This is a genomic window from Stenotrophomonas sp. STEN018 (assembly GCF_056760235.1).
Map to the genome: position 1 here is coordinate 17,136 of NZ_JBRREK010000052.1, position 12,188 is coordinate 29,323.

Genomic DNA, 12,188 nt, shown 5'->3' on the forward strand with positions numbered 1-12,188 from the left:
GTGTGGCTCACTGGCGCACCTCCGTGGCGGCAGGCGTCGGAGCGACAGCCGTCGGCAGTGCGGCATCAAATTCGGCCGTGGCATTGGGTGCCTCGTCCGGGTCCTGCGGGATCGGCAGCGGCGCAGCACTGCTACCCGGCTTGCCCCCCACCTTGCCTGCGGCCTGCGCGGCCAGCCACGACTGGATGTCGTCCGGCGGCACGTCCATCAAGCGCAGCGTGCCCTCCATCACGTGATGGAACACCGGTGCGGAGACCAGGCCGCCGTACTGCAGCGAGCCCTGCGGGTCGTTGACCACGATCACCGCCGCATAGCGCGGTGCGGTAGCCGGCACGACACCGGCGAACAGCAGGTTGTAGTGGCCGCGCTCGTAGCCGTTGGGGCCGTTCTTACGCGCCGTGCCGGTCTTGCCGGCAACGTGGTAACCAAGGATCGCTGCCTGCTTGGCGCCGCCATTGGTGACCACGGTTTCCATCATCCGCACGACTTCGCGCGCGACCTCCGGGTCGATGACCTGGCGTGCTTCATTGCGCTGGCCCTTGATGAAAGTGGGCTGGATCACCTGTCCGCCATTGGCCAGTGCCGAGTACGCCTGCGCGATCTGCAGCGGCGTCACCGACAGGCCATAGCCGTAGGACATGGTGGTCTTGGTGGTGCCATACCAGCTCGGGCTGCCCGGGCGCGCGACCACACCGGCCGACTCACCGGGGAAGCCACTGTGCGGGGCGACGCCGTAGCCGAAGCCACGCACCGAGTCATAGAAGGTCTGGTCCGGAATGCGCGCCACGATCTTGGCCGCGCCGATGTTCGAGCTGCGGGTGATCACGCCGGTGACATTGAGCACGCCGTTGTTACGTGGCACATCACGGATGGTGTAACGACCCAGCGACATATAGCCCGGGTTGGTGTCGATGATCGTGTCCGGAGTAACCACGTGGTTCTGCAACGCGGTGGCAATGGTCAGCGGCTTCATCGTCGAGCCGGGCTCGACCAGATCGGTGACGGCACGATTGCGGCGCGTATCCGGAGTCGCGCCACTGACCGAATTCGGGTTGTAGGTCGGCAGGTTGGCCATGGCCATCACTTCACCGGTGGCCACATCCATGATCACGATGGAACCGCCAGCCGCCTTGTTGGTGGTGACCGCATTGCGCAGCTCGCGCATCGCCAGGAACTGGATGCGGCGATCGATGCTCAGGGTCAGGTCCTTGCCCGGCTCGGCAGGACGCACCAGATCGATGCTCTCGACGATCGCTCCCTTGCGGTCGCGGATGACACGCTTGGCGCCGGGCTTGCCGCGCAGCCATTCGTCGAAGGCCAGCTCCAGGCCTTCCTGGCCAAGATCATCGATATTGGTGAAACCCAGCACATGCGCCATCGCCTCACCCTGCGGGTAATAGCGACGGAACTCGCGCTGCGAGAACACACCAGGAATCTTCAGCGCCACTACCTGCTCGGCCACGTCCGGATTGATCCGGCGGCGCAGGTACATGAATTCCTTGTCGGCCTTCTGGGTCAGCTTGGTGGTCAGTTCGTCCACTGGCAACGACAGCGCGCGCGCCAACTCGGGAATACGCTCCGGCGTGCGCAGCAGCTCCTGCGGGTTGACCCAGATCGAGGCCACCGGCGTGGACACCGCCACCGGCTCGCCATTGCGATCGGTGATCATGCCGCGCGAAGTCGGGATCGGCACATCGCGCAGGAAGCGGGCCTCGCCTTCGCGCTGATAGAAATCATTGTTGATCAGCTGCACATACGCCGCGCGACCAACCAGCGTCACCGCGCACAGACCCAGCCCCACGCCGACCATCAGCATGCGGTTGCGCAGATTGAACTGCGTACGAGTACGGTTGCGGCTGGGCTTGTTCATGGTCGAATCACCACGATGTCAGCGGCCTCGGGGAACTTCATGCCCAGGCGGCCACGGGCTTCCTGGTCCACGCGCGTGGCCTGGGCCAGGGTTGCCTGTTCCAGCTGCAGGCGGCCGAACTCGATGTTGATCTCGTCGCGCGCGTGTTCCAATTTGGATAGCTCGACGAACAGCTGGCGGTGGCGATGGCGCATGAACACCACGCCGATTGCCGAGGCAATCGTGCATGCCAGCAGGACGATCAACAGCAGGCGGCTCATCCAGCCACCTCGCACTTCTGTGCCACACGCAGCACCGCGCTGCGCGAGCGCGGGTTCATCGCCAGCTCGTCGTCGTCGGCCTTGATGGCACCGCCGATCAGCTCCAGCGTCGGCACGAACGCGTGCAACTCGGGCAGCCGACGATTGGTCGGCGGCGCCTTGGCATGGCGGTTCATGAATTGCTTGACGATACGGTCTTCCAGCGAGTGGAAGCTGATCACCGCCAAACGGCCGCCGGGCTTGAGCCGCGCCATCGCCGCGTCCAGGCCGGCTTCAAGGTCAGCCAGTTCGCGGTTGATGTGGATGCGGATGGCCTGGAAGCTGCGCGTCGCAGGATGGATCTTGTCCTTGCCGCGCGGCATCACCGAGGCGATCAGCTCGGCCAGTTCAGCGGTACGCGTGAACGGCTGCTTGTCGCGACGGGCAACGATGGCACGGGCGATGCGGCGGCTCTGGCGCTCATCGCCATAGGTAAACAGCACGTCGGCGATTTCGCGGTCTTCGGCGCGGTTCAACCAATCCGCTGCGCTTTCACCCGAGTCCGGGTCCATGCGCATATCCAGCGGGCCGTCCTTGCCAAAACTGAAACCACGCTCGGCCACGTCGAGCTGCGGCGAGGACACGCCCAGGTCGAACAGAACGCCATCCAGACCGGCAGCGGTTTCGCTCCAGTCCAGCAGATCGGCAAAGCTGCCGCGATAGATGGCGACACGACCGTCCGGCGCGAAATCGCGCTCGGCCACGGCAATGGCTTCGGGGTCCTTATCCATGACCAGCAAGCGCCCGTCCGGGCCGAGCTGACGCAACACGCCGCCGGCATGACCGCCACGACCGAACGTGCCATCCAGATAAGTACCGCTTTCGATCACCCTCAGGCCGTCAAGGACCTGGGTGTACAGCACCGGCAGGTGAGCTGCCGGCGGCTGCGACACCGCTGGGTGACCGGCCTGCGCTCCTCCGCGCACCCGGGCACCCCGGCTCACAACTTCAGATCGAGAAGCCCATCGCCCAGATCCTCGTCAGACAACGTCTGCTGGATCAGTGCGCGATGCGCTTGCTCGCTCCACAATTCAAACTTTTCACCCATGCCCATCAGCACGGCTTTCTTCTCGATGCCCACCGCGCTGCGGTGACTGGACGGCAGGCTGATACGGCCATTGCCATCCAGTTCCAGATGGGCGGCCGAGCCGACAAGCTTCTGCTGCAGGGTGCGCACTACGCGCTGGGTATTGGGCTTTGCCATTACGTCGTCCCGCACCCGCTCCCACTCCTGCTCTGAGTACAACCACAAGCAACCAGCTTCGAACGGGTTGTAGGTCAGCACAAGACGATTACTGCTGGCACGCGCGACCAGGTCGCGGTAGGCGGTTGGCACCGCCATGCGTCCCTTGTCGTCAACCGTGATGGCAGTCTCACCCTGGAACACGCCTATGGCACCCGTTCGTTGATTTTGCTTGGGAAGTTATTGAACCACGAAAAACCACAAAAAACCCGGTTTCCCCTCTGATGCCCACCTTAGCAGCGGCCTTAGGGTTGTCAACAACTTTCCACGCATAAAATCACCTGCCGCATCAATGGTTTGCGCCAATGTTTAGAGAGTTGTTCAAGGTTTATCCACAAGTTACTGGTTTACCTCAAATTTTGAGATTTGTATGAAATTCAGTGGTGTAGAGGCAGCGTGAAAATGGACCCGTAGCCCAGCCGCCATTCAGCCGCACATGGCTGACACACGCGCAAAACGGCACACTCCGTGCATGTGCCTCGTCGCCCTCGCCTGGAAAACCCACCCGCATTGGCGCCTGCTCATGGCCGGCAACCGTGACGAATTCCACGTCCGCCCCACCGCGCCCCTGCAGCGTTGGCCATCGCCCTGCGACAAAGTGATCGCCGGCCGCGACCTGCGCTCCGGCGGCAGCTGGATGGGCGGGAATCTGCGCGGGCAGGCCGCCGTGGTCACCAATGTGCGTGACCCAAGCGCAGCCGCAGGCGGGCCTTCGCGTGGCGAACTGATCGCCAGCTACCTGGCTGACGGACAGGCGGCCAAGGACTATGCCGACAACCTGGCGAGCCGGGCGCCGGAGTTTGCACCATTCAACCTGTTAATCGTCGATGCCGAGAGTTGCAGTTATCTGGGCAACCATCCGCAGGCGCGACAAGATCTGGCGCCGGGCGTGCACGGCATGTCCAACGGCGCACTGGATGCGCCCTGGCCCAAGACCCGGCGCCTGATGGGCGTGCTTGAGGATTGGCTGGCTGCCGGTGACGACGGCCTTGAGCCGCTTTGGGCTGCGCTGGCCGATGAGCAGCAGGCAGCGGACGCGCAACTACCAGCTACCGGGGTTCCGCTGGAGTTGGAGCGGCGGCTCTCGAGCGCGTTCATCCGTGGAACCGACTACGGCACCCGCGCCAGCACCATCGTGGCGATCGACCAGGATGGAGGAGGATTCATCCACGAACGCCGCTTCGGCCCGGATGGTGTGTATCTGGGAGACGCGCGCGTGAAGATTGGAAAAGAAGGCTTGGGCTCCTAGGCCCCTCACCTTGGCTGAAGTTTGATCCCCTCCCTTTCGCCGCAGGCGAAGGGGAGGGCTAGGGAGGGGTGAGCTTGATCTCGCTTTGGCTTTGGCTTTGGCTTTGGCTTTGGCCCACAGCCAAAGCCAGATCAAAAGCTCCCCCCATCCGCCCTCCGGGCACCTTCCCCCGCAGGCGGGAGAAGGGAAAGAGAACAGCGAAGCAGGAGCCAAAGCCAGAGCTCAAGCCAAAGCCAGAGCCAGAGCAAGAGCAAGAGCCGAAGCCGAAGCCGAAGCCGAAGCTGAAGCTGAAGCCAGAGCCCAACAAAAGCCACACCCGCACTCCTCCCCGCCACGATGCGCAGCGAGCCCAGCACAAAATCCGAAGAGCAACAGCCCCCTTTAGTAAAGGGGGCGCGCCGACAGGCGCGGGGAATTGGAGGGCAGAGGCCCGGGGCCCAAAGTTTTGCCACGCAAAACTTTGGGGCTTTCATCGCCCGCCAGGCGATGAAAGCGGCGGAGCCGGCCGATAAGCCGGGTTTTGTCGTGGACAGTCATTCCTCTAGGCGCTACGTCACCGTAACGCTCAAGCAACCTACCCGGACCCGACGCGGGCCACGCCATTAGGTCCCTATTTGGTCTTGCTCCAGGTGGGGTTTGCCGTGCCGGTCTGTTGCCAGACTCGCGGTGCGCTCTTACCGCACCATTTCACCCTTACCACGCGCCCGAAGGCCGTTCGGCGGTATCTTCCTGTTGCACTTTCCGTCGGCTTGCGCCGCCCAGGCGTTACCTGGCACCTTGCCCTGTGGAGCCCGGACTTTCCTCGGCATTCCCGAAGGAATGACGCGACTGTCTGGCCGACTCCGCCACGCGCATTATCGCACGTTCCAGCGCATCCACGAACCATCGCCTGCGTCGGTTCACCTTGCAGCAAAGCCCAGCGCCTGCAGAAAAGCCAACGCCACACGATCTGCTTCCGCATCCACCTGCAGGTCAATGGCCTTGTAGTCCGGATTCTCCTGTTGCTGCAGATTGCGCGTGAACAGGTGGCCCACGCCAGGATAGATCGTCAGTTCACAGCGGTTCCCCACCGCCTGCATGTGGGCACAGAAATTTCGCGCACCGTTGGCCGGAGTCACCGAATCCAGCTCCCCCTGCAATACCACCGCCGGCGGCAACCCCGCACGAACATGCAGATCAGGAGACAGCGCAGCGGCACGCGCAGCGCCACCGGCAAGCTTGCCGAACCAACCATCACCCGACACTGCAAGTGCCGGCGACCAAAGCACGAGCGCATCCGGGCGCGCCGAAACCTCGTCACCAAAAGGTTCGTCAAATACCGCAGTGGCCGCAGCAAGGTGCGCGCCAGCAGAGATGCCACCAGCCGCGATCCGCGCCGGGTCCACTCCAAATCGCAGCGCATTGCGCCGCATCCAGCGCATGGCGGCCCGCGCATCGGCAACGCTGTCATAGGGAGTAAGCGCCGCATCCTGATCTGCCAAACGGTACTCAACCGACACCACAACCAAGCCAGCACGCTGCATCAAGCGTGCAGTGGGCTCGATCCAGGCGGCCTCGCCCACTGTCCAACCACCCCCATGGAACAGCACGATGGCAGCCGCAGCATCAGACCTGGCCTGCGGCGCGTAGACCAGCACCCGCATCGGCTGACCCGCCCCGCCAGCAACGGTTTCACTGACCGGGCCGGATTGCGCTCGCGCCCACCCCGGCAAACACATCATGAGCACCAACAAGACAAACGCAGGTCCGCACATACGTATCTCCCTGAGGATGCATCGGTAACCAACCGGGCCGCCAAACCGGCCAGGGGGCGTAACTCACTGTCCGTACAATGCCTTGCGTGGCGCACCGCTCAACTCTGCGGCCAACTTGGCTGCAGTGGAGGGCGGCAGGTGCTCATTGAGCTTGGCATAAAGACGGCGGCCTTCGGCGATCTTGGCCTCTTCATCGTCGCCCGCCCCCTGCACCATCACCACGAACTCACCTTTACGCTGGTTGTCATCGGCCAGCACCTTGGCCAGCAGCTGCTGCAGATTGCCATCGAGCACGGTCTCGAACAGCTTGGTCAGCTCGCGCGCCACCACTGCCGGACGCTCCTCACCAAATGCCCCCGCCATGTCGGCCAGTGATTCGGCAATGCGGTGCGAGGATTCGTAGAACACCAAGGTGCCGGTCTCGGCCGCCAGTTTGTTCAGGCGCTCGCGCCGGGCCGCACCCTTGGCCGGCAGGAAGCCTTCAAATACGAAACGATCGCTGGGCAAACCGGCCACGCTCAAGGCGGCAATCGCCGCGCAGGCACCTGGGATTGGGCTGACTTTGACCCCGGCCGCGCGCGCCGCGCGCACCAGACGGAAGCCCGGGTCACTGACCAGCGGCGTACCAGCATCACTGACCACAGCCAGCGACTCACCGCCCAACAACCGTGCCACCACCCGTTCGGCCATCGCCTCTTCGTTATGGTCATGCAGGGCCACCAAGGGCTTGCTGATGCCGAAATGCGATAGCAGCTGGCCGGTATGACGGGTGTCTTCGGCGCAGATGGCGGCCACCGAGTGCAGCACCTCCTGCGCCCGCGGGCTCAGATCGCCAAGGTTGCCGATCGGCGTGGCAACGACATACAAGGTGGCAGCAGCAGTACTCATCATCGGTATTTCCGTGGGCCAAGGGTAGAATCGTACCGTTTCCCCCGCCCGGCACTGCCGCGCCCTGTCGAACGGACCTCAAATGAACAAGCCAGCCGCACGGATTTCCGCCCTGTCATTGTCGATGCTGCTGTTCGTCGGCTGCGCCACCACCAGTGTTGCGCCGACCAGCTCACCCGCCCAGCAGGCCGCCATCGCCCTGCTTGAACAAGGCAAACCGCGCGACGCCGCACAGCAACTGGAAGCCCAGGCCGCGCTGGTACGCGGTGCCGCCAAGAGCCCCTTGCTGGCCGATGCCGCCTTTGCCTGGCAGGAAGCCGGCGACAGCGCGCGTGCGCGCATGCTGATGGCACAAGTACAGCCGCGCCAGCTGTCCGGCACTACGCGCCTGCGCTTCAACCTGCTGCAGGCCGAGTTGGCGCTGAGCGACAAGCAGCCGGCCACCGTGCTGCAGGTATTGACCGAGAACCCGGCAGCGCTGCCGGCACCGCTGCAGGCACGCTGGTACCTGGCCCGTGCGCAGGCGCTGGAAGCCAGCGGCGACGCCTTTGCCGCTGCCGCCGAGCGCGCCCGCGCTGGCACCCTGCTCAGCGGCACCGCACGCAATGACAACCAGCGCGCCATCACCCGTCTGTTGGCTGGTCTGAACGACGCCACCCTCAGCAGTCGCGCCGCCGCGCTGCCGGTTGGTGACCCGCTCTACAACCACGCAGGCCGCGCCCTGATCGGCCGTGGCCTGCCGCTGCCGCGCCCGTTCGACCGCGACACAACTGCGCAGCTGGATACCAGCAAGCGCCCGGCTGCCGATGCCGATGGCTACCGCCCGCCGGTGAAAATGGCCGTGCTGCTGCCGCTCAGCGGCAACCTGGCCGCCGCTGGCGCCTCGGTCCGCGATGGCCTGCTGGCCGGTTACTACGGTGAAAGCCGTCGCCGTCCGCCGATCGACTTCATCGACACCAAGGGCACCGCCAGCGGTGCTGGTGCGGCCTATGACAAGGCCGTCAGCAACGGCGTCGACTTCGTTGTCGGCCCGCTCGGCCGCGACGAAGTGGACGCGCTGTTCCAGCGCAGCGAACTGCCGGTACCCCTGCTCGCCCTGAACCGTGGCAAGGACGCGCCGCCGCCAGGCAGCGCGGCTTTCTCGCTGGCGCCGGAAGACGATGGCCTGATGGCCGCCGAGTACCTGCTCGGTCGCGAGCGCCGCAATGTGCTGGTGATCGCCAGCAGTGACGATGCTGGCCGTCGTTCCAGCGGCGCCTTCAAGGAACGCTTCAGCGAGCGCGGTGGCAAGATCGCCGCGACCATCAATGTCGGCGAAGTGCCGGCTGATATCACCGCTCAGCTGCGTCAGGCAACCGGCATCGACGCGATCCTGCTCGCGGTCAAGGGCAACCAGGCGCGCGCATTGGCACCACAGCTGGCTTTGGCCGGATTGAGCGGGGTCAGCCGCGTTGGCACCTCGCAGTTGACCGCGGGCACCGGCAAGGCCGAAGACGACGTCGCCCTGGATGGCATCGCCTTCCCGACCGATGCCTGGAGCAGCCGCGGCGTTGCCGGCCTGCCGGCCGCAGCGGCGATCGCCACCACGCTGCCGACCGCACGTGGCGGCGCCGGCCGGCTGTTCGCCTTCGGCTATGACGCCTGGAAGATCACCGCCTATATGGAGAAGCTGGCCAACAGCACCAGCGGCGGCCTCAGCGGCGCCACCGGCACCCTGCACCTGGACGGTTTCGGCAACGTGCTACGCACGCCGGCCTGGTCGACCTTCAGTACTGGCCGCCCGGTCGCCATCGGTGATGGTCGCTGAGCAGAGCCAACGCGGTGCAGCGGTGGAAGCCGCTGCCCGTGCACTGCTTCAGAACGCTGGCCTGCAATGGCGGGCCAGCAATGTACGCTTTCGCGGCGGTGAGCTGGACCTGGTGATGTACGACCGCGCTGCAGCCAGCCTGGTGTTTGTTGAAGTGCGCTACCGCCGCTCGGCTCAGTTCGGCGGCGGCGCTGCCTCCATCGATATCGCCAAGCGCCGCAAGCTGGTCCGCGCCGCCCAGCTCTACCTGAGCCAACACCCCGCATTGGCCAACAGCCCTTGCCGCTTCGACGTGGTCGAAGCCAGCGGCGAACCGCCACGCCTGAACTGGATACGCGACGCGTTCCGCGCCGACGACTGCTGATGCCAAGCATATTCACCCACGCCGCAATTCCACTCGCACTGTGGTGCGCCAGCGAGCGCGGGCGCATTTCCACCCGTCTGCTGGGTGCGGGCGTTGTCGCAGCAATGCTGCCAGATGCCGATGTACTGGCCTTCGCCCTGCATATTCCCTACGCCGATAGCTTTGGTCATCGCGGCGCCAGTCACTCATTATTGTTTGCCACGCTGCTGGCGGCCTTGGCTATTGCCTTTGCCAAGGCACTACAAGCGAGCCGTCTGCAGGCGTTTGCATTCGTCTTCATCTGCGCGCTGTCGCATCCGCTGCTGGATGCACTGACTTCCGGCGGCCTCGGTGTCGCGCTGTGGTGGCCGTGGAGTGAGCAGCGTTTGTTCGCACCGTGGCGGCCAATCCGCGTGTCGCCTTTCGCCAATAATTTCTTCAGCGCGCGCGGCCTGCAGACCGTGCTGTCCGAGCTGCGCTGGGTATGGCTGCCGCTACTGGTGGCCGTGGTCGGCTGGAAGATGGTTCAATCGCCCCTAGGTTGGCGCCGCCGCGCCGACGACTGAGCCACCCGGGGGGAAATCATGCGCCACCGCCTGCTGCAGTCTTCCAGACTGCTGTTGTCCTGCTGCCTGTTGCTGCTGTCAGTTCAGTCATTCGCCGCCGCTATCCCAACCGCCGGCGAATTTCCGCCCCCGGTCGCACTTGGTAAGAACCTGCCAGGCGAGCTGGTCGACCTGCAGCAACGTCGTGGCAAGGTGGTGATCATGACCTTCTGGGCGAGCTGGTGTGGCCCCTGCATGCGCGAGCTGCCGGTGCTGGCGCATCTGCAGAAAGTAGTTGGCAAGGATGCACTGGAGGTCATCGCAGTGAACTGGGACGAGCCGCGCGCGCAGGTGGTGGACTTTGCCCGCCGCAACCGGAAGCTCGACCTGGAATACGTACTCGACAGCAAGGGCAAGGCCGCCGAGGCCTATGGAGTGAAAGCCATCCCCTTGATGTTCGTACTCGACCAGGAGGGCCGCATCAACGCGGTTCATCAGGGTTATTCAGAGCAGGCGCTACCGGGGATTCTGGAGCAGGTGCTGGCCCTGCTGCCCGAACATGTACGCATGCGGCCGTCGCAGAACTCCAGCACCGACGGCGGCGGGTGACACGGCCTAGAATGGGCGGGTGAACACGCCCCTTTCCGACGCACTCAAGCAAACCCTGTCACAGCTGCTGGGCGATGACTGGCGCACCGACGCCACCTCGCTCGCGGCCCATGCGCAGGACAACTCCTGGCGCCACGCGCTGCCACAGGGCGTGGCAATGCCCAGCACACGCGAGCAGGTACAGGCCATCGTCCGCGCCTGCCGCGAACACGGCGTGCCCCTGGTCGGGCGCGGTACCGGCACCGGCACCACCGGTGCTGCAGTGCCAACTGCCGGCGGCATCGTATTGTCGTTCGCACGCATGAACCGCATCGTCGCGATACAACCCGGTGATCGCTGTGCGGTGGTCGAACCCGGCGTACTCAATGGCGATCTGCAACAGGCCTTGATGCCGCACGGCCTGTTCTGGCCACCGGACCCTTCCAGCGCGGATATCTGCAGCATCGGCGGCAATCTGGCCTGCAATGCCGGCGGCCCGCGCGCGGTGAAGTACGGCACCAGCCGCGACAACGTGCTTGGCCTGGTGGCGGTCACCGGCACCGGTGAGCTGATCCAATGCGGCGGTGCCTATACCAAGGACTCCACCGGCTACGACCTCACCCATCTGCTGGTCGGCAGCGAAGGCACGCTGGCGCTGATTGTTGAAGCCACGCTCAAGCTGACTCCACGCCCGCGTAGCCAAGCCGGCCTGCGCGTGCTGTATCGCGACGCCGAAGCAGCCGCTGCGGCCGTATCGCGGGTGATGGCACAGCCGGTAACACCGACCACGCTGGAGTTCATGGATGCACGCAGCCTGCAGCTGCTGCGTCACAACGGCGCGCAGGTGCCCGAGGCTGGCGCGATGTTGTTGATCGACGCCGATGGCGACGAGGACACCCTGCCCTATCTATTGAATGCCTTGGCCGAAGCCGCTGAAGGCGACGGCATGCTGGCACTGGATGTGGCCACCGATGGCAGCGCGCGCGACAAGTTATGGGCAGCACGCCGCGCGCTGTCGCCGGCATTGAAGACCATCGCGCCGGGCAAGATCAATGAAGATGTGGTGGTGCCGGTGTCGCAGATCCCGGCACTGGTGGAAGGCGTGCAGCAGCTGTCAGCACAAGCGCAGTTGCCGATCGTGACCTTTGGTCATGCCGGCAACGGCAACCTGCACGTCAACATCCTCTATCACCCCGACGATGCTGACGAGAATGCGCGCGCGCATGCGGCGTTGCCGAAGGTGTTTGCATTGGCGCTGCAGTTGGGCGGCACATTGTCTGGTGAGCACGGCATCGGCCTGGCCAAGCGCGAGTTCATGACGCAGGCGTTTTCGGCTGGCACCTTGGCGACAATGCGTGCGATCAAGCAGGCGTTGGATCCGGACGGCATCCTCAATCCGGGCAAGGTGTTGCCGGAGGCGTAGGATCGAGCGGCCCGGCTTTTGTGGGAGCGGCGTAAGCCGCGAAGCTGGCAATGCGCAGGAACAGGATGAAGCTGCGATCTGCAGGTGTATCAGCTTCGCGGGGTTCGCCGGTGCCCCAACCCGGCCCAACCCACCCCCTCGGTGGCGCCGGCCATCGCGTGGGCGGAGCGCCCCCCCCG

Annotated in this window: 12 protein-coding genes and 1 other RNA gene; 6 read left to right on the plus strand and 7 right to left on the minus strand. The window is 65.0% G+C overall.

Translation table 11 applies throughout. The features are described from left to right. Positions 1 to 7: 7 nt before the first annotated feature. The 4 genes from ACVOMB_RS17090 to mraZ are packed head-to-tail and all read right to left on the minus strand — an operon-like array spanning position 8 to position 3,556. Positions 8 to 1,870, minus strand: coding sequence for a peptidoglycan D,D-transpeptidase FtsI family protein (locus ACVOMB_RS17090; protein WP_481532267.1), 1,863 nt, complete (start codon positions 1,868 to 1,870; stop codon positions 8 to 10). After that, complete coding sequence (gene ftsL / locus ACVOMB_RS17095) at positions 1,867 to 2,130, minus strand: cell division protein FtsL (RefSeq protein WP_282266357.1); 264 nt, start codon at positions 2,128 to 2,130, stop codon at positions 1,867 to 1,869. The genes ACVOMB_RS17090 and ftsL overlap by 4 nt, the downstream gene beginning before the upstream one ends. Beyond that, the gene (rsmH, locus tag ACVOMB_RS17100; protein ID WP_481532277.1) at positions 2,127 to 3,095 is read right to left on the minus strand and encodes a 16S rRNA (cytosine(1402)-N(4))-methyltransferase RsmH; all 969 of its coding nucleotides are present in this window, start codon (positions 3,093 to 3,095) and stop codon (positions 2,127 to 2,129) included. Before rsmH ends, ftsL begins: the two co-directional genes overlap by 4 nt. Before the next feature lie 14 nt (positions 3,096 to 3,109). Further along, positions 3,110 to 3,556, minus strand: coding sequence for a division/cell wall cluster transcriptional repressor MraZ (gene mraZ / locus ACVOMB_RS17105; protein WP_481532268.1), 447 nt, complete (start codon positions 3,554 to 3,556; stop codon positions 3,110 to 3,112). Between the two features lie 328 nt (positions 3,557 to 3,884). On the opposite strand from mraZ, the gene ACVOMB_RS17110 reads away from it, so the two are divergent. Further along, positions 3,885 to 4,661 carry an NRDE family protein gene (locus ACVOMB_RS17110; RefSeq protein WP_481532269.1) on the plus strand — a complete coding sequence of 259 codons (777 nt, stop codon included), beginning with the start codon at positions 3,885 to 3,887 and terminating at the stop codon, positions 4,659 to 4,661. Between the two features lie 493 nt (positions 4,662 to 5,154). Here ACVOMB_RS17110 and rnpB read toward each other — a convergent pair. The 3 genes from rnpB to rsmI form a co-directional block, all read right to left on the minus strand. Continuing rightward, positions 5,155 to 5,505, minus strand: an RNA gene (gene rnpB, locus ACVOMB_RS17115) — RNase P RNA component class A. 55 nt (positions 5,506 to 5,560) lie between these two features. Continuing rightward, on the minus strand, positions 5,561 to 6,379 hold the full coding sequence (locus ACVOMB_RS17120) for an alpha/beta hydrolase (protein ID WP_481532270.1): 819 nt from the start codon (positions 6,377 to 6,379) through the stop codon (positions 5,561 to 5,563). A 99-nt stretch (positions 6,380 to 6,478) separates the two neighbouring features. After that, positions 6,479 to 7,303 carry a 16S rRNA (cytidine(1402)-2'-O)-methyltransferase gene (gene rsmI, locus ACVOMB_RS17125; protein WP_481532271.1) on the minus strand — a complete coding sequence of 275 codons (825 nt, stop codon included), beginning with the start codon at positions 7,301 to 7,303 and terminating at the stop codon, positions 6,479 to 6,481. An 82-nt stretch (positions 7,304 to 7,385) separates the two neighbouring features. Here rsmI and ACVOMB_RS17130 point away from each other — a divergent pair, with 82 nt between their 5' ends. The 5 genes from ACVOMB_RS17130 to ACVOMB_RS17150 are packed head-to-tail and all read left to right on the plus strand — an operon-like array spanning position 7,386 to position 12,009. Continuing rightward, entirely contained in the window at positions 7,386 to 9,110 is a 1,725-nt protein-coding gene (locus tag ACVOMB_RS17130) for a penicillin-binding protein activator (protein ID WP_481532272.1), read from the plus strand. Beyond that, a complete protein-coding gene (locus tag ACVOMB_RS17135; RefSeq protein ID WP_481532278.1) occupies positions 9,100 to 9,474 on the plus strand; it encodes a YraN family protein in 375 nt (124 codons plus the stop codon). Before ACVOMB_RS17130 ends, ACVOMB_RS17135 begins: the two co-directional genes overlap by 11 nt. Further along, on the plus strand, positions 9,474 to 10,019 hold the full coding sequence (locus ACVOMB_RS17140) for a metal-dependent hydrolase (RefSeq protein ID WP_481532273.1): 546 nt from the start codon (positions 9,474 to 9,476) through the stop codon (positions 10,017 to 10,019). The genes ACVOMB_RS17135 and ACVOMB_RS17140 overlap by 1 nt, the downstream gene beginning before the upstream one ends. Before the next feature lie 18 nt (positions 10,020 to 10,037). Next, positions 10,038 to 10,607: a TlpA disulfide reductase family protein gene (locus ACVOMB_RS17145; RefSeq protein WP_481532274.1), complete on the plus strand. Its 570-nt coding sequence runs from the start codon at positions 10,038 to 10,040 to the stop codon at positions 10,605 to 10,607. Positions 10,608 to 10,626: 19 nt separating this feature from the next. Next, positions 10,627 to 12,009 (plus strand): FAD-binding oxidoreductase, encoded by a 1,383-nt coding sequence (locus ACVOMB_RS17150; protein WP_481532275.1) that lies wholly within the window; start codon positions 10,627 to 10,629, stop codon positions 12,007 to 12,009. The last annotated feature ends 179 nt before the right edge of the window (positions 12,010 to 12,188 follow it).

What these genes read in the sequence shown, in the direction of transcription:
- ACVOMB_RS17090 (WP_481532267.1), bottom strand. Translation starts at nt 1,870, where the DNA reads ATGAACAAGCCCAGCCGCAACCGTACTCGTACGCAGTTCAATCTGCGC.
- ftsL (WP_282266357.1), bottom strand. Translation starts at nt 2,130, where the DNA reads ATGAGCCGCCTGCTGTTGATCGTCCTGCTGGCATGCACGATTGCCTCG.
- ACVOMB_RS17110 (WP_481532269.1), top strand. Translation starts at nt 3,885, where the DNA reads ATGTGCCTCGTCGCCCTCGCCTGGAAAACCCACCCGCATTGGCGCCTG.
- ACVOMB_RS17120 (WP_481532270.1), bottom strand. Translation starts at nt 6,379, where the DNA reads ATGTGTTTGCCGGGGTGGGCGCGAGCGCAATCCGGCCCGGTCAGTGAA.
- rsmI (WP_481532271.1), bottom strand. Translation starts at nt 7,303, where the DNA reads ATGAGTACTGCTGCTGCCACCTTGTATGTCGTTGCCACGCCGATCGGC.
- ACVOMB_RS17130 (WP_481532272.1), top strand. Translation starts at nt 7,386, where the DNA reads ATGAACAAGCCAGCCGCACGGATTTCCGCCCTGTCATTGTCGATGCTG.
- ACVOMB_RS17135 (WP_481532278.1), top strand. Translation starts at nt 9,100, where the DNA reads ATGGTCGCTGAGCAGAGCCAACGCGGTGCAGCGGTGGAAGCCGCTGCC.
- ACVOMB_RS17140 (WP_481532273.1), top strand. Translation starts at nt 9,474, where the DNA reads ATGCCAAGCATATTCACCCACGCCGCAATTCCACTCGCACTGTGGTGC.
- ACVOMB_RS17145 (WP_481532274.1), top strand. Translation starts at nt 10,038, where the DNA reads ATGCGCCACCGCCTGCTGCAGTCTTCCAGACTGCTGTTGTCCTGCTGC.